The organism is Streptomyces sp. HUAS MG56, from assembly GCF_058673395.1.
On record NZ_CM178722.1, the window covers coordinates 9,045,957 to 9,061,674 of the forward strand.

Sequence of the window (15,718 nt, forward strand, 5' to 3'; positions counted from 1 at the left end):
CTCGCTCAGGAGTGCTTGGCGAACAGGTCGAGGAGCCCCTGCGGGGCGTCGGCGCGCAGCAGCCGGTCACTGTTCTGGGCCGACTCCCGCGCGGACACCTCGGCACGCCGGAACATCCGGTCCTCGTAACGCGCCAGCGCGGCCTCGTGGTTCCCGGGGTGCGCGACCAGCGCGAGGCCCAGTTCGGCGCCGTCGATCAGCGCCAGGTTGGCGCCCTCGCCCGCGAACGGCGACATCAGGTGCGCCGCGTCCCCGAGCAGGGTGACCCCGGGCACCCGCTGCCAGCGGTGCCCGACCGGCAGCGCGTGGATGCGCCGGGGCACCAAGGGCCCGTCCGCGTCGGCGACCAGGGCCCGCAGGCGCTCGTCCCAGCCGTCGAACTCCTTCAGCACGGCTGCCTTCGCCGCCTCCGGGTCGCCGAAGTCGATGCCGTCCAGCCAGTCCTCCGGCGCCTCGACGGCCGTGTAGACGTGCAGACTGCCGTCGCTCTCGCGGTGCGCGAGGAACCCCCGGCCCGCGCCGAGCGCGAACAGCATGCCGCCGCCGACCACCGCCGCGCTCGCCGGGTGCCGCAGGTCGGCCTCCGGCAGATCCGCCTCGACGAACAACACCCCCGTGTACGCGGGCCGGGCGGGGGAGAGCAGCGGGCGGATCCGGGACCAGGCGCCGTCCGCGCCGACCAGCAGGTCCGTGGTGAACGCCGTGCCGTCGGCGAGCGTCACCTCGTGCCGGCCGCCGCCCAGCGGGCGCGCCCCGGTGACCTTGGCGCCCCAGCGGACCGTGCCCTCGGGCAGCGAGCCGAGCAGCAGCGCGCGCAGCTCGCCCCGGTCGATCTCGGGCCGGCCGCCGGTGCCGTCGTCGGACTCGGCCAGCCGGACCGTGCCGTACCGGTCGAGCACCCGCACGGCCTGGCCGCCGGGAAGGACCCGCCGCAGGAACTCCTCGTGCAGTCCGGCGGCGCGCAGCGCCTCCTGGCCGGAGTCGTCGTGGATGTCGAGCATGCCGCCCTGGGTCCGTGCGTCTGCCGAGGCGTCCAGGTCGAACAGGGCGGCCTCGACGCCGTGCACCCGCAGCACCCGGGCGAGCACGAGCCCCCCGAGCCCCGCACCGACCACGGCGACGGGGTGGTGCGGGAGGGGAGAGGAAGAGGAAGAGGAAGGAGAGCTGGTCATGGTGGGCTCCTGGTAGGTGGTGCGTCAGTCGGGCACCGACGTTCGCTCGATGCCGTTGATCAGGGTCCGGAAGGCCCACGACAGACGGGCCTCGGGAGTGCCGGACAGCAGGGCGCCGGCGCTCTCGGCGATGCGCGGGTGGGTGTCGGCAGGTGATGAGCGCAGAGCGCGGGACAGCGCCTGCCAGTCGGCCGGGGACTCCTCCCCGGCGTGCTCCGCGGCGGTCGCGGTGGCGTGCTGGAGCAGCAGGTCGACGCCCCACGCCGCCTGCGCGCGCGGCACCCCGCCCTCGTGGAGCAGCTCCAGCAGGGTCTCGATGAGCCGCAGATAGTGCGGGCCGCTCGGCCGTGCGGTCAGCGCCGAGCGGGCGAGGCTCGGGTGGTCCAGGAGCATCGCCGTGTACGCGGTGAGCACCCGCTCCAGCCGCTCCCGCCAGTCGCCCGCGGCCGGAGCGGGCCCGACCGTGCCGAGCAGTTCGTCCAGGACGGCCGCGTGCAGCTCGTCGGTGTTGCGGACGTACACGTACAGCGAGGCCGGACCGGTGTCCAGCTCCTGCGCGAGGCGCCGCATGGTCACCTTGCGCAGCCCCTCCGCGCGCAGGATCGCGACGGCGGCGGTGACGATGCCCTCCCGGGTGAGGGCGGGCTTGGCGGGGCGCTCGCGGCGGGAGCGGGGGGAGTGCGGGGAGCCGGGGGAGTCGGGAGCGGTCATGGATCCACCGTAACGAACATGTTCGTAGCGAACAAGTTCGTGGCGAACATGTTCCTACGATGTCGTGGAATCCCGGACCGCACGGGATTTCGTCGAACGATGAATCACGTCGCCCCGCCCGATCCCGGCCCCCGCGCCTCTGCCAAGATGCGGTCTGTCATGGTGCAGATACCGAACACGCCCACGAGCGCCGACGTCGCCCGCCTGGCCGGAGTCTCCCGCGCGACCGTGTCCTATGTCCTCAACAACACCAGTGCCGTACGGATCAGCGAACCGACGCGCCGGCGCGTCCACGAGGCCGCCCGGGAACTGGGGTACGTGCCCCATGCCGCCGCCCGCAGCCTGCGCGCCGGGCACAGCCGCATGGTCCTGATGCCCGCCCCCGCGATCCCGGCGGGCCCCCTCTACAGCGGGTTCCTCAACGAACTCCAGCAGGCGCTCGGCCGTCTGGACTACACCGTCGTGCAGTACGGCACGGACGGCTCACGCGGCGACGAAGCCGCCCGCGCCTGGGCCGAGTTGCGGCCGGTCGCCGTCCTGGTGCCCGGCGCGGAACTGGGGCCGCAGGGGGTGCAGGTCCTCAAGCGCTCCGGTGCCCGGGCGGTGGTCACGCTCGGCCCCGTGCGCGTCGACGGCGCGCACGCCCTGTTGACGGACCACGACGCGGTCGGCCACTGCGCGGGCGCCCATCTGCACGCCGTCGGCCGGCGCCGGATCGGGGTCGTGGTGCCACGGGAACCCGGCCTGGAGTTCTACTCGCGGCCCCGGCTCGCCGGCGTGCGCGAGGCCCTGCGCGGCACGGACGCGGCCGCGACCGAGCTGCCGCTCGCGTACACGGAGGCGTCCGCCGCCGGACTCGCCGCCCAGTGGCGGGAGTTGGGGCTCGACGCCGTGTTCGCCTACAACGACGAGTACGCGATGCTGCTGATGCGCGCCCTGCAGGACGAGGGGGTCCGGGTCCCCGAGGACGTGGCCGTGATCGGCGCCGACGACCTGATGCTCGGCCGGCTGCTGCGCCCCCGCCTCAGCACGGTCCACGTCGACCTGCCGTCCGGCCGCGACCTGGCCGACCTGGTCGACCGGGCGGTGCGCGAACCCGGCGGCGAGCCGGAGGTGCACACGGTGCTGGGGGCCTCGGTCGTCCGGCGGGAGTCCACCTGACCCGCCCGACCGGGGCCCCGGCCCGTGCAGCCGTACGCTCGCGGTCGCGCTACTGCACGCCGCCCTGCTGGGCGGCCACGCTCTTGCGGACCTCGTCCATGTCCAGCTTCCGCGCCTGCCCGATGACGTCCGTCAGGGCGGCCTCGGGCAGGGCGCCCGGCTGGGCGAACACGGCGATCTTGTCCCGGACGATCATCAGCGTCGGGATCGACTGGATGTTGAAGGCCTGCGCCAGCTCCGGCTGTGCCTCGGTGTCCACCTTGCCGAAGACCAGGTCGGGGTTGGCCTCGGCGGCCTTCTCGTAGACCGGCGCGAACTGCCGGCACGGCCCGCACCAGGACGCCCAGAAGTCGATGAGAACGAACTCGTTCTCGGTGACCGTCTGGTCGAAGTTGTCCTTGGTCAGCTCCACGGTGCTGCTCATGGTGTGAATCCCTACTTCCCGGTGTGGGGGTTGTGCCGTCGGCGCAAACACGGCTGTCAGGCCGCCTATTCCACAGGCGCACACCTGCGTGTCCGCAGGTGCACACCCGTGTGTCCGCGCGCGTACCCATGTGGCCGCCGCGCACACCACCCGCCAGACTGACCCCATGACGGAAACGGAATCCATCGCGTACGACGTCGTGGTGCTCGGGGCCGGACCCGTGGGGGAGAACGTGGCCGACCGCACCCGTGCGGCCGGACTCACCACCGCGATCGTCGAGAGCGAGCTGGTCGGCGGCGAGTGCTCGTACTGGGCCTGCATGCCCAGCAAGGCCCTGCTCAGGCCCGTGATCGCCCAGGCGGACGCACGCCGTCTGCCCGGCCTCGACCGGGCGGTCCAGGGCCCGCTCGACACCCCCGCGGTCCTCGCCCGCCGCGACGACTACACCTCCCACTGGAAGGACGACGGCCAGGTCGCCTGGGTCGAGGGCATCGGCGCCGACCTGTACCGCGGCCACGGCCGGCTCGCAGGTCCCCGGACGGTCACCGTGACCGCGCCGTCCGGCGCGGTCACCACCCTTACCGCCCGGCACGCCGTCGCCGTCTCCACCGGCACCCGCGCCCAACTGCCCGACCTGCCCGGACTCGCCGACGTCAAGCCCTGGACCAGCCGGGAGGCGACCAGCGCGGAGGCGGCGCCCGGCCGGCTGATCGTCGTCGGCGGCGGTGTGGTCGCCACCGAGATGGCCACCGCCTGGCAGGCCCTCGGCTCCCGGGTCACCCTCCTCGTCCGGGGGAAGGGCCTGCTGAACCGGATGGAGCCCTTCGCCGGGGAACTGGTCGCCGAGGCGCTCACCGACGCGGGTGCCGACGTCCGCACCGGCACGTCCGTGGCGTCGGTGACCCGGGAGAACGGCACGGTCGTGGTGGTCACCGACGCGGGCGACCGGCTGGCGGCCGACGAGATCCTCTTCGCCACCGGCCGGGTCCCGCACACCGACGACATCGGGCTCGACACCGTCGGCCTGGCCCCCGGCTCGTGGCTGGACGTGGACGACAGCCTGCGCGTCACCGGCACCGACTGGCTGTACGCCGTCGGCGACGTCAACCACCGCGCCCTCCTCACCCACCAGGGCAAGTACCAGGCCCGCATCGCCGGCGCCGCCATCGCGGCCCGTGCCGCCGGCCGCCCCCTCCCGGAGGAGCCCTGGGGCGCGCACGCCGCCACCGCCGACCATCACGCCGTCCCCCAGGTCGTCTTCACCGACCCCGAGGCGGCCGCGGTCGGCCTCTCCCTCGCCGAGGCGGAAGCGGCCGGCCACCGTGTCCGCGCCGTCGACGTCGAGTTCTCCTCGGTCGCCGGAGCGGGTCTGTACGGCGACGGCTACAAGGGCCGCGCCCGTATGGTCGTCGACCTGGAGGACGAGATCCTGCGCGGCGTCACGTTCGTCGGTCCCGGCGTCGGTGAACTCATCCACTCCGCCACGGTCGCAGTCGCCGGACACGTCCCGGTCAGCCGGCTGTGGCACGCGGTCCCGTCGTACCCGACCCTGAGCGAGGTGTGGCTGCGGCTGCTGGAGGCGTACCGCGACAACTGACCGCCGGGCGGGCGGAGTTCGGGTGACTCGGCGTCGGGGTCTACGGCAGGTCGAAGCCGAGGGCCTCGGCCGCCGCCCGCGGTGCCGGCTGGGCCCACAGGGCCGCGGCGGCCTCGTTCGTGGACAGGGAGCGCAGTTCGGCGCGGTCCAGGTAGAGGGTGCCGTCGAGGTGGTCCGTCTCGTGCTGGACGATACGGGCCGGCCAGCCGGCGAACTCCTCGTCCAGGGTGCGGCCCTGCTCGTCCTGGCCGCGCAGCCGTACCGCGGCGTGCCGGGCCACCACCGCCTGCCAGCCCGGCACGCTCAGGCAGCCCTCGAAGAACGCGGCACGCGCGTCGCCGACGGGCTCGTACACCGGGTTGACCAGGACCCGGAACGGCTGCGGGACGCGGCCCCGGACCACGGCCACCTCCTCGGGCACCGGGGCGGGGTCCTCGACGACCGCGATCCGCAGTGGCACGCCGACCTGCGGCGCGGCGAGACCCACACCGGGAGCGGCGTGCATGGTCAGGCGCAGGGCCTCGACGAAGCGGGCCAGCAGGGCGGGGCCGAGCTGACCGTCGTACGGCACGGCGGCGCGCCGCAGCACGGGCTGTCCGGCGGCGACGATGGGCAAGGGACCGCCGGCGGCGAGGAGTTCCTCGACCCGCTCGGCGAGCGGCGCGTGATCAGGGGAGGGTGCCATCGCGTCAGGATGCCATGCCACCGTGCCGTGGGCGGCCCCGGTACACGCGCCGAGGGCCCGGTCCCCGTACGGAACCGGGCCCTCGGCCTGCGCTCACTCCCGCGGGAGGTCGCCCGCGAGCGCCGAGGCGATCCGCAGGTGCCGCTCCGCCTCCTCGTGCCGGGCCTGCCGCTGGAGCGTGCGCCCCAGCAGCAGCCGGGCGTAGTGCTCCACCGGGTCACGCTCGACGATGGTCAGCAACTCGGCTTCGGCGCGGCGCAGTTGGGCCGAGTGGTAGTAGGCGCGGGCCAGCAGCAGCCGGGGTCCCGTCTGCTCCGGCACCTCCTCGACCAGCCCGGTCAGCACCCGTGCCGCCCCCGCGTAGTCCCTGGCGTCGAAGAACTGCCGCGCACGCTCCCAGCGCTCGGCGGGCGTTCCGTGGTCGTAGTACGTGGTCTCCACTCGCGTCTCCACTGTGACCTCCTTCGACGGCCCCAACAGAACGCGTTCGTTCAATATTCCACTAACTGTTCCGTGTCCCGGAGCGCCGTGCGGGGCGGGGCCGCCTCCAGGACGGCGCGCGCGGCGTAGTGGGCGAGGCCGATGACGCGGGAGTCGACAGGGGGGGTGCGCTCCAGCAGGCCGGCCGACTCCAGGCCGTGGGCCGGCCGGGGAGGCCACCAGCGCGTACGGGGCGTGCGTGAGCCCCGGCGGGGCCACCGCCCGGTCACGCCGGCACCCGTGAGCGCGCCGCACTTCCCGGTTACGGTGCTGCCATGCCCCAGGAACTCCCGGATCCCGCCCTGATCGAACGGCTGTACCGCGACCTGCCCGAGGGGCGCGTCGTCACCGACCCCGCCGTGCTCGCGGGGTACGCGCACGACGAGGCCGCGTGGGCGCCCCACGGACAGCCCGCGGCGCTCGTACGGCCGCGGACCGCCGAGGAGGTGCGGACGGTCGTCCGCGCCTGCCTCGACCACGCGGCCCCGGTGGTCACCCGCGGGGCCGGCACCGGTCTGTCCGGCGGCGCGAACGCCGTCGACGGGGCGGTGGTGCTGTCCACCGAGGCCATGACCGCCATCAGGCGGATCGACCCGGTGGAGCGGCTCGCCGTCGTCGAACCCGGCGTCGTCAACGAGGATCTGCGCACCGCCTGCGCCGCGCACGACCTCTGGTACCCGCCGGACCCGGCCAGCGCCCGCTGGTCCACCATCGGCGGCAACGTGGCCACGAACGCGGGCGGGCTGTGCTGTGTGAAGTACGGCGTCACCCGCGACTACGTGCTGGGCCTGGAGTTCGTCACCGGCACCGGGGAACTCGTCCGGGTCGGCCGCCGTACCGCCAAGGGCGTCGCGGGCTACGACCTCACGGCCTGATGGTCGGGTCCGAGGGCACCCTCGGTGTGATCACCGAGGTGACGCTCCGGCTGCGGCCCCGCCGCCCGCCGGAGCACACGGTCGCCGGGTACTTCTCGTCCCTCGTGGACGCCGGCCGCGCGGTCGCCGCGGTGGCCGCCGCCGGGATCGTCCCCTCGGCCCTCGAACTCATCGACCGGTACTGCCTCCAGGCCGTCGACGCGTGGCAGCGGATGGGACTGTCCGCCGACGCCGACGTGGTTCTGCTCGGCCGCACCGACGCGCCAGGCAAGGCGGGCGACGAGGAGGCCGACACCATGCTGCGCTGCTTCGAGGACGCGGGCGCCACCTGGGCCGACCGCTCCACCGACCCGCAGGAGGCGGACGCCCTGTTCGAGGCGCGCCGGCTCGCCTACCCGGCCGTGGAACGGCTCGGCCCGGTGCTCACCGAGGACGTCTGCGTCCCCAGGTCCGCCGTCCCCGAGATGCTCGGCCGCATCCACGCCATCGCCGCGCGCCACGACACGCTCATCGCCAACATCGCGCACGCCGGGGACGGCAACCTGCATCCGCTGCTCATCACCCGGCCGGGCGACGACGAGGCGCGGGAGCGGGCGCAGGCCGCGTTCGACGAGATCATCTCCGAGGCGCTGGCGCTGGGCGGCACGGTCACCGGCGAGCACGGGGTCGGCCTGCTCAAGCGGGAAGGGCTGCGCGCCGAGCTGGGCCCGCAGGTGATGGCACTCAACCAGGCCGTCAAGGACGCCCTCGACCCCCGCGGCCTGCTCAACCCCGGCAAGGTCATCGGCCGGTGAGGCGGCCCGCGGCGTGCGGTCCACGGCGCTAGGGTCGCCCGCATGACCGACGACTCCCTGCGCTCCGTGACCGTCGAGCGCACCAGCACCGGCCGCTTCGTGGCCACGAACGCCCGCGGCGGCTCCGTCTCCTTCGGCACCGGGGCCGCCGGGGACACCGAGTTCACCCCGGTCGAACTGCTCCTCGCGGCGCTCGGCGGCTGCACGGCGGTCGACGTGGACGTCGCGACCACCCGGCACGCGGAGCCCACGTCCTTCACCGTCGCCGTGCAGGGCACCAAGGTCGACGACGACCTCGGCAACCGCCTCACCGACCTCGCGGTGACCTTCCACGTCACGTTCCCCGACGGCGAGGGCGCCGAGCGGGCCCGGGCCATCCTGCCCCGGGCCGTCAAGACCTCCCACGACCGGCTCTGCACGGTCAGCCGCACGGTGGAGACGGGAACGCCCGTGACGGCGACCGTCGCGGACGCCTGACTCCGTGTAACACCGAGGCGCGCCGACACCCCCCGAAATGCCGGGTATTCCGGACCGTTTGCTGCGGCAGTATGTCGGCCTCATGGCGGGACCGGCCGAGGCCTGGCCTTCTCCGCAAGGTACGAACCAAAGTGATGATCACGCCCTGGGGAGGTGCTGCGGATGGTCCGCTCCGTGCTGCGCAAAGCGGCCGGCTGGCTGCTGATGATCGTGGTCGCGACCAACGCCACGTACTTCCTGGCCAGTTGGTTCCTGGACCCCCGGTCCAACTTCAAGGAGCTGCGGCCCGTCCGCAGCGAGGCCCAGATCGACCGGGCCCTCGCGCCGTACGGCCTCGACCCGCGGGTCCCGCTGGTGCACCGCTGGTGGGACTGGCTCACCTCGGTGGTCCTCCACTTCGACTGGGGGAAGTCACCCACGGGCGTCTCCGTCAACGGCGAGGTCGGCTACCGTGCGCTGGTCAGCGCGGAGTTGGTCCTCGTCGCGACGGTCCTGTCCGTCGTCGTCGGCGTCGCGCTCGGCGTGTACACCGCGGCCCGGCAGTACGGCTTCGCCGACCGCATCTCGCAGGCGGTGTCCATCGCGGTGCTCAACGTCCCGACGTCCGTGGCCGCGCTCGCGGTGGTCTTCGTCGCCATCTGGCTCAACCAGCACGCCGGACTGCACTTCCTCTACGTCGCCGGGGAGAACTCCCCCGACGTCACCGGAACACTCCCGGTCATCGGCGACCGCCTGCTGCACCTGATCCTGCCGACCCTGACCCTGACCCTGATGGGGTACGTCGGGTACCACCTGACCCAGCGTTCGCTGCTCCTCGACACGATCGACGCCGACTTCGTGCGCACCGCCCGGGCCACCGGGCTCACCCGCGGCCAGGCGATCCGCCGGCACGCGCTGCGGGCCGCGCTCATCCCGACGGCGGCCTCCGTGGCGTTCGGCATCCCCGCGATCTTCACCGGTGCCGTCATCACCGAGACGGTCTTCGGCTGGAACGGCATGGGCCGCTACTTCGTCCAGACCATCGCCAAGAACGACGTGCACGGCGCGGTCGCGACGGCCGCCTTCGCCGCGGCCCTCACCGCGATCGGCGCGATCCTCGCGGACATCGCCACGGTCTTCCTCGACCCGAGAGTGAGAGTGAGCTGACGTGGCCACCGACGCGACTCCGAACGCCCCGGCGCGCACGACGTCCGACACCCCGTCCGGTACGGCGGCCCACCCCGCGCCGCAGCGGACCGAGTTCGGCCTCGGCCGGCTCTATCTGCGCCGCTTCACCCGCAACCGCCCCGCCGTCGCCGGCGTGGTCGTCCTCCTGCTGCTGGTGCTGTTCAGCGCCGTCGGCGACCGGTTCACCTCCTACGCCTACACCGACGCCGACTTCACCGCGCTCACCCGGCCGCCGAGCGCCGCGCACTGGTTCGGCACCAACCAGGGCGGCAACGACATCTACGCCTGCGCCGTGCACGGGCTCCAGCGCTCCCTGGTGATCGCGGTGAGCGTGTCCGTGCTGACGATCGTCGTCGCCGCGCTCGTCGGCGCCGGCGCCGCCTACGCCGGCGGCCGCGTTGAGCGGGCGACCCTCGCCCTCGTCCACTTCCTGCTGATCGTCCCGTCGTTCCTCATCCTCGCCCTGGTCTCGCACCGGCTCGCCGGCGACTGGCGTGTCCTGATCGTCGTCCTCACCGTGTTCGGCTGGATGCCGACCGCGCGGGTGATCTGGTCCGTCTCGACCTCGCTGCGCGAGCGGGACTATGTGACGGCGGCGCGGTTCATGGGCGTCGGCCCGCTGCGCATCGTCCTGCGCCACATCATCCCCAACCTGGGCTCCCTGCTGATCGTCAACCTCACCCTGGGCGTCGTCACGACCGTGCTCAGCGAAACCGCCCTGTCGTTCCTCGGGTTCGGCGTGCAGACCCCGGACGTCTCCCTCGGCACGATGCTCGCGGACGGCGCGGGCACCGTCACCAGCGCCCCCTGGCTGTTCGCCTTCCCCGCGGGACTCGTCGTCCTGCTCACCGTGTCGATGACGCTCATCGGCGACGGACTGCGCGACGCCCTCGACCCCACGTCCGTGACCGGCTCGGCGGGAGGCCGACGATGACCCTCGCGACCCCTGCGCCCAGCCCCGCGGCCGCCGGCGCGCCCACCCCCGTGCTCTCCGTGCGCGACCTGCGGATCTCCTTCCCCTCCGAGGCCGGCCCCGTCGAGGCGGTACGCGGCATCGGCTTCGACCTGCTGCCCGGCCGCACCCTGTGCATCGTGGGCGAGTCCGGCTCCGGCAAGTCGGCCACCGCGACGGGCATCATGGGCCTGCTGCCGCCCTCCGCCGACGTCGGCGGCCATGTGCTGCTGGAGGGCCGGGACCTGATCGGCCTGGACGACCGCGAGCTGTCCCGCGTCCGCGGCAGATCCATCGGCATGGTCTTCCAGGACCCCCTCTCCGCACTCACCCCGATCTTCTCCGTGGGCCGACAGCTCTCCGACGCCCTGCGGGTCCACCAGGACCTGACCCGGCGCGCCGCCTGGGAACAGGCCGTCGAACTCCTCGACCTCGTCGGCATCCCGGACCCGCGCGGCCGCGCCGCCGCCTTCCCGCACGAGTTCTCCGGCGGCATGCGCCAGCGCGTGGTCATCGCCCTGGCCATCGCCAACCGGCCCTCCGTCCTCGTCGCCGACGAGCCCACCACCGCGCTCGACGTCACCGTCCAGGCGCAGATCCTCGACGTCCTGCGCCGGGCGCAGCGCGAGACCGGCGCCGGACTCGTCCTCATCACCCACGACCTCGGGGTCGTCGCGGGCCACGCGGACGACGTCGCCGTCATGTACGCGGGCCGGTTCGTGGAACACGCGGGCGTCGAGGAGCTGTTCCGCCGGCCGACGATGCCGTACACCGCGCGGCTGCTCGCCGCCGTACCGACCGTGGACGGCGGCGAGCGCCGGCCTCTCGTGCCCATCGGCGGGGAACCGCCCTCCCTGGTCGGCCTGACAGCCGGCTGCCCCTTCGCGAGCCGCTGTGCCGTCGCCCTCGACGCCTGCCGCGCCGACGAACCCGCGCTGCGTCACGTCGGCGGGCACGGGCAGGTGGCCTGCCTGCGGGCCGAGGAGATCGCCGACGGCACCCTCGACCCGGCGGGCGGCGCCGCACCGGCCGACGGCGGGGAGCCCGCGGTCCGGGCCGGGGCCGGTGAGGTGGTGCTGCGCGTCGAGGACCTCGTGAAGACCTTCCCGGTCACCAAGGGTGCCCTCCTCAAACGCCGGATCGGCACGCTGCACGCCGTCAGCCGCGTCGGCTTCGAGCTGCGCGCCGGCGAAACCCTGGGCCTCGTGGGCGAGTCCGGCAGCGGCAAGACGACGACCCTCATGGAGATCCTGCGGATGCGGCGGCCCGAGGGCGGCCGGATCGAGATCGCCGGCACCGACGTCGCCACGCTCGCCCCCGGTGCGCGCGCCCGCGCGCTGCGGCAGGACGTCCAGATCGTCATGCAGGACCCGCTCGGCGCCCTGGACCCGCGCATGCCGGTCTTCCAGCTCCTCGCCGAACCCCTGCGGGCCGCCGGCCGGGACCGCGCCTCGATCCGCACCCGGGTGCGCGAACTGCTGGCCCTGGTCGGCCTGGACGACACGGCGGGCGCCCGTTTCCCGGCCGCGCTCTCCGGGGGCCAGCGCCAACGGGTCGGCATCGCCCGCGCCCTGGCGACGGAGCCGAAGCTGCTCGCCCTGGACGAGCCGCTGTCCGCCCTCGACGTCTCCGTGCAGGCCGGGGTGATCAACCTGTTGGCACGCCTCAAGGCCCAGCTCGGCCTCGCCTACCTCGTGGTCGCGCACGACCTGGCCGTGATCCGGTACGTCTGCGACCGCATCGCGGTGATGTACCTCGGCCACATCGTCGAGACCGGCGAGACCGAGGCCATCTTCGCCGACCCCCAACACCCTTACACCCGGGCGCTGTTGTCCGCGGTCCCGGTGCCTGACCCGGCGCGGGAGCGCGCCCGCGAACGCATCGTCCTGGAGGGCGAGCAGCCCGGCGCCGCCCGACTGCCCGCCGGCTGCGTCTTCGTGGACCGCTGTCCGCTGTACCGCCGCGCCGACGACACCGTACGGCAGCGCTGCCGCACCGAGCGCCCCGCGCCCGCCCCGGTGCCCGGCCGCCCCGGCCACCAGTACGCCTGCCACGCGGTCTGACCCGCCCGTCTCCGGCACCGCGTCCACTTTCCGCACCCCCCGCCGACCCAGAAGGAACGATCTGTCATGCGCGCACGACTGGCCCTGCCCGTCGCCCTCCTCGCCGCGATCTCCGTCACCGCCACCGCATGCCGGTCCTCGTCCGGCACGGGCTCGGACGCGAAGGACACCCCGGCTGCGGCGTCGGGGGCCGCCGACTACGACCCCACGCCGTACGACCGGATCAAGGACGGCGGCACCTACACCTCCGCCGGGACCTTCGACGACCAGGGCAACCCGTTCAACGTCAACGCGACGCTGACCGCGAGCCGGGTGTGGTCCTGGTACAACGCCGACGCGATCACCTACTCGCCGACCGGCGACGTGCAGTACAACCCCGACTACTTCAGCGATGTGAAGGTGTCCGTCGAGGGCGGCGACCAGAAGGTCACGCTGACCATCAACCCGAAGGCCGTCTTCAACGACGGCACCCCGATCGACTGGACCGCGATCAGGGCCACCTGGCAGGCGAACAACGGCTCGGACAAGGCCTACGCCGCCTCGTCCACGGACGGCTACGACCGGATCACCTCCGTCGAGAAGGGCGAGAACGCCAAGCAGGCCGTGCTCACCTTCAAGGGCGTCGACCCCTCCTGGTCCAGCCTGTTCACGACCTTCCTGCACCCCAAGGCGGCCACGGTCGAGAACTTCGACAAGGCCTACGTCAAGAAGGCCCACCCGGAGTGGGGCGCGGGACCGTACACGGTCGGCTCCTGGGACACCCACTCGGGGAACATCACCTTCGTCCGCAACCCCAAGTGGTGGGGCCGGAAAGGCAAGTTGGACAAGCGCGTCTACGTCAACCTGGAATCGACCGCCGCGGTCAACGCCTTCAAGAACGGCCAGCTCGACTCCGTCCCCGCCGTCGACGCCGAGAGCCTCAAGCAGGTCAAGGGGCTCAAGGGCACCGAGATCCGCCGCGGCGGCAGCCCCTTCGAGTACTCCCTCTACCTCAACACCAAGTCCCCGCTCCTTGCGGACAGGGCCGTGCGCAAGGCCGTTGAAGAGAGCGTCGACCGCACCCAGATCGCGAAGATCCAGTTCCAGGGCCTCGACTACCGGGAGCCGCTGCCCGGTTCGGCCGTGCTGTACAGCTTCCAGAAGGGCTACCAGGACAACGTCTCGGCCGTGCTGACGTACGCGCCGGCGCAGGCGCGGAAGGAACTCGACGCGGCGGGCTGGAAGCCCGGAAGCGACGGCGTCCGGGCCAGGAACGGCAAGAAGCTGGAGATCGGCTACACGCTCCTCGGCGACGACCCGCTGGGCAAGGCCACGGCCGGCGCCCTCGCCGCGATGCTGAAGCAGGCCGGCATCCGGCTCGTCATCGACAAGGCCGACGAGGCCGACTTCGCCGGCATCCTCAGCGGACGCAAGTTCGACCTGTTCGTCTCCGGCAACCGCTCCATGGACCCGTTCGGCGCCCGCTACCTGTGCGACTTCTACTGCTCGGACCGTGACTCCAACATCACCGGCGCCGGCACGCCCGCGCTGGACAAGGAGATCCGCGCGACCGGCGCCATCGCCGACCGCGACCGGCAGATCACGGCGGTCAACAAGGTCGAACGCGACGCTCTGCGGCAGTACGCCTTCCTCCCGCTGTACAGCGGTCCTTCGACCTACGCCGTGAAGAAGGGCCTCGCCAACATCGGCGCGACCATCTTCTACAACCCGCTCCCGGAGACGGTGGGTTGGCAGAAGTGACCTCAGGGGTGTGATCATCCGTGGGGAGGATGCAAGGGCCGCCCACCCCCGATGAGGATGTCCGGGTCATGTTCGTCCGTCACGGAAGGGACATCCCTTGCGCATCCCCCGGTTATTCGGAACAGCCCTGGCCACCACGCTGCTGCTGACCGTCGCGGCGCCGGTCGCGTCCGCCGCCGCGAGACCGGCCGCCGCACCGGCCGCGCTGGACCCGGCGTCGCTCGGCCGGACGCTCGACGCGGTGCACGACGCGGGCATGTACGGCATCTACTCCTCCGTGCGCGACGGCTCCGACCGGTGGGCCGGCGCGTCCGGGGTCGCCGACGTGGACACGGGCCGCCCGGTGCGTGCGGACATGCGGCACCGGATCGGCAGCATCAGCAAGACGTTCGCCGCCGTGGCCGTCCTCCAGCAGGTCGAGCGCGGCCGGATCCGCCTCGACGCGCCCATCGGCGACTACCTGCCGGACCTGATCCCGGGTGAGCGCGGCCGCGAGATCACCGTCCGCATGCTGCTCAACCACACCAGCGGCATCGGCGACTACGTCCTGAGCGCCTTTCCCTCGCTCGCGCAGGGGTCGACCGCCAGCCTCGACGAGGACCGCTTCCGCTCCGTCCCGCCCGAGGAACTGGTCCGGCTCGGACTGGCCGCGCCCGCCACCGGCCGGCCCGGCGAGAAGTGGTCGTACTCCAACACCAACTACGTCATCGCCGGACTGCTGCTCGCCAAGGTCACCGGCCAGGACCCCGAGGCGTACATCACCCGCCACGTCATCGACCGGGCCGGACTGCGGCACACCTCCTACCCGCGCTCCGCGTACATCCAGGGCCCGCACGCCCGCATGTACGAGAACTTCTACGGCCTGATCGACCCGCCGCGCGACTACAGCGTCTACGACATGTCCTGGGCCTACACGGCGGGCGCGATCGTCTCCACCACCGACGACCTGAACCGGTTCTACCGCGCCCTGCTGGGCGGAAGGCTCGTCGGACCCGAGGCCCTCCGGCAGATGCAGACCACGGTCCCGGCGGTCGGCATGAACTACGGACTCGGCATCTACGCCGTCGACGTGACCGGCTGCGGCCGCTTCTGGGGGCACGACGGCGCGGTCTTCGGCGCCGGCACCGTCGCCCTGTCCAGCCCCGACGGCAGCCGCCAGGTGGCCGTGGGCTGGAACCTCATGAAGTACGAGCGCCTCAACTCCGACGGCACCGGCTTCGAACCGAGCCCGATCGACGACGCCCTGAACCACTACGTCTTCGCGGCCCTGTGCCCGTCGGCGACACCGGCCTCGGCCCGCACGGCGGCCACCTCGCTGCGGCGGATCCTGACCGGCACGGGCACGGGCACCGTCACGGGCACGGACCTCTCGCCGGCCCCCTGGGCCGCGGTACTGCGCTGACGGCACCGCACGGCACGG

Annotated in this window: 14 protein-coding genes and 1 pseudogene; 9 read left to right on the plus strand and 6 right to left on the minus strand. The window is 73.2% G+C overall.

Annotated elements, in window-relative coordinates; all coding sequences use genetic code 11:
* Positions 1–5: 5 nt before the first annotated feature.
* Together AC4OXY_RS41775 and AC4OXY_RS41780 are read right to left on the minus strand one after the other, a co-directional pair.
* Positions 6–1,172, minus strand: coding sequence for an FAD-dependent oxidoreductase (locus tag AC4OXY_RS41775; RefSeq protein ID WP_491992326.1), 1,167 nt, complete (start codon positions 1,170–1,172; stop codon positions 6–8).
* Between the two features lie 24 nt (positions 1,173–1,196).
* Positions 1,197–1,883, minus strand: a complete 687-nt coding sequence (locus AC4OXY_RS41780) for a TetR/AcrR family transcriptional regulator (protein WP_362819415.1) — start codon at positions 1,881–1,883, stop codon at positions 1,197–1,199.
* Positions 1,884–2,030: 147 nt separating this feature from the next.
* On the opposite strand from AC4OXY_RS41780, the gene AC4OXY_RS41785 reads away from it, so the two are divergent.
* The gene (locus AC4OXY_RS41785) at positions 2,031–3,044 is read left to right on the plus strand and encodes a LacI family DNA-binding transcriptional regulator (protein ID WP_491994724.1); all 1,014 of its coding nucleotides are present in this window, start codon (positions 2,031–2,033) and stop codon (positions 3,042–3,044) included.
* 49 nt (positions 3,045–3,093) lie between these two features.
* Here the strand turns inward: AC4OXY_RS41785 and trxA are convergent, their stop codons facing one another.
* Positions 3,094–3,468 carry a thioredoxin gene (gene trxA, locus AC4OXY_RS41790; RefSeq protein ID WP_356032964.1) on the minus strand — a complete coding sequence of 125 codons (375 nt, stop codon included), beginning with the start codon at positions 3,466–3,468 and terminating at the stop codon, positions 3,094–3,096.
* A gap of 166 nt (positions 3,469–3,634) precedes the next feature.
* On the opposite strand from trxA, the gene AC4OXY_RS41795 reads away from it, so the two are divergent.
* Positions 3,635–5,065, plus strand: coding sequence for a dihydrolipoyl dehydrogenase family protein (locus tag AC4OXY_RS41795; protein WP_356032962.1), 1,431 nt, complete (start codon positions 3,635–3,637; stop codon positions 5,063–5,065).
* Between the two features lie 40 nt (positions 5,066–5,105).
* Here the strand turns inward: AC4OXY_RS41795 and AC4OXY_RS41800 are convergent, their stop codons facing one another.
* From AC4OXY_RS41800 to AC4OXY_RS41810, 3 genes are all read right to left on the minus strand, one after another.
* Positions 5,106–5,750 carry a peptide deformylase gene (locus tag AC4OXY_RS41800; RefSeq protein WP_356032960.1) on the minus strand — a complete coding sequence of 215 codons (645 nt, stop codon included), beginning with the start codon at positions 5,748–5,750 and terminating at the stop codon, positions 5,106–5,108.
* A gap of 93 nt (positions 5,751–5,843) precedes the next feature.
* On the minus strand, positions 5,844–6,191 hold the full coding sequence (locus tag AC4OXY_RS41805) for a tetratricopeptide repeat protein (RefSeq protein WP_356033037.1): 348 nt from the start codon (positions 6,189–6,191) through the stop codon (positions 5,844–5,846).
* Positions 6,192–6,241: 50 nt separating this feature from the next.
* Positions 6,242–6,460 (minus strand): hypothetical protein, encoded by a 219-nt coding sequence (locus AC4OXY_RS41810; RefSeq protein ID WP_491992327.1) that lies wholly within the window; start codon positions 6,458–6,460, stop codon positions 6,242–6,244.
* Positions 6,461–6,505: 45 nt separating this feature from the next.
* Here AC4OXY_RS41810 and AC4OXY_RS41815 point away from each other — a divergent pair.
* From AC4OXY_RS41815 to AC4OXY_RS41845, 7 genes and pseudogenes are all read left to right on the plus strand, one after another.
* A pseudogene (locus AC4OXY_RS41815) lies at positions 6,506–7,899 on the plus strand (FAD-binding oxidoreductase).
* 42 nt (positions 7,900–7,941) lie between these two features.
* Positions 7,942–8,376: an OsmC family protein gene (locus AC4OXY_RS41820; protein WP_362819419.1), complete on the plus strand. Its 435-nt coding sequence runs from the start codon at positions 7,942–7,944 to the stop codon at positions 8,374–8,376.
* Positions 8,377–8,538: 162 nt separating this feature from the next.
* Positions 8,539–9,522, plus strand: a complete 984-nt coding sequence (locus AC4OXY_RS41825; protein WP_362819420.1) for an ABC transporter permease — start codon at positions 8,539–8,541, stop codon at positions 9,520–9,522.
* 115 nt (positions 9,523–9,637) lie between these two features.
* A complete protein-coding gene (locus tag AC4OXY_RS41830; RefSeq protein WP_356033035.1) occupies positions 9,638–10,477 on the plus strand; it encodes an ABC transporter permease in 840 nt (279 codons plus the stop codon).
* Positions 10,474–12,558: a dipeptide ABC transporter ATP-binding protein gene (locus AC4OXY_RS41835; RefSeq protein WP_491992328.1), complete on the plus strand. Its 2,085-nt coding sequence runs from the start codon at positions 10,474–10,476 to the stop codon at positions 12,556–12,558. Before AC4OXY_RS41830 ends, AC4OXY_RS41835 begins: the two co-directional genes overlap by 4 nt.
* Before the next feature lie 66 nt (positions 12,559–12,624).
* Positions 12,625–14,298: an ABC transporter family substrate-binding protein gene (locus AC4OXY_RS41840; RefSeq protein ID WP_491992329.1), complete on the plus strand. Its 1,674-nt coding sequence runs from the start codon at positions 12,625–12,627 to the stop codon at positions 14,296–14,298.
* A 97-nt stretch (positions 14,299–14,395) separates the two neighbouring features.
* Positions 14,396–15,700 carry a serine hydrolase domain-containing protein gene (locus AC4OXY_RS41845; protein WP_491992330.1) on the plus strand — a complete coding sequence of 435 codons (1,305 nt, stop codon included), beginning with the start codon at positions 14,396–14,398 and terminating at the stop codon, positions 15,698–15,700.
* Positions 15,701–15,718: the final 18 nt, after the last annotated feature.

Bases quoted from the DNA above. Each gene is read 5' to 3' on its own strand.
- AC4OXY_RS41775 (WP_491992326.1), bottom strand. From the start codon at position 1,172: ATGACCAGCTCTCCTTCCTCTTCCTCTTCCTCTCCCCTCCCGCACCAC.
- AC4OXY_RS41780 (WP_362819415.1), bottom strand. From the start codon at position 1,883: ATGACCGCTCCCGACTCCCCCGGCTCCCCGCACTCCCCCCGCTCCCGC.
- AC4OXY_RS41785 (WP_491994724.1), top strand. From the start codon at position 2,031: ATGCGGTCTGTCATGGTGCAGATACCGAACACGCCCACGAGCGCCGAC.
- trxA (WP_356032964.1), bottom strand. From the start codon at position 3,468: ATGAGCAGCACCGTGGAGCTGACCAAGGACAACTTCGACCAGACGGTC.
- AC4OXY_RS41795 (WP_356032962.1), top strand. From the start codon at position 3,635: ATGACGGAAACGGAATCCATCGCGTACGACGTCGTGGTGCTCGGGGCC.
- AC4OXY_RS41800 (WP_356032960.1), bottom strand. From the start codon at position 5,750: ATGGCACCCTCCCCTGATCACGCGCCGCTCGCCGAGCGGGTCGAGGAA.
- AC4OXY_RS41820 (WP_362819419.1), top strand. From the start codon at position 7,942: ATGACCGACGACTCCCTGCGCTCCGTGACCGTCGAGCGCACCAGCACC.
- AC4OXY_RS41825 (WP_362819420.1), top strand. From the start codon at position 8,539: ATGGTCCGCTCCGTGCTGCGCAAAGCGGCCGGCTGGCTGCTGATGATC.
- AC4OXY_RS41835 (WP_491992328.1), top strand. From the start codon at position 10,474: ATGACCCTCGCGACCCCTGCGCCCAGCCCCGCGGCCGCCGGCGCGCCC.
- AC4OXY_RS41840 (WP_491992329.1), top strand. From the start codon at position 12,625: ATGCGCGCACGACTGGCCCTGCCCGTCGCCCTCCTCGCCGCGATCTCC.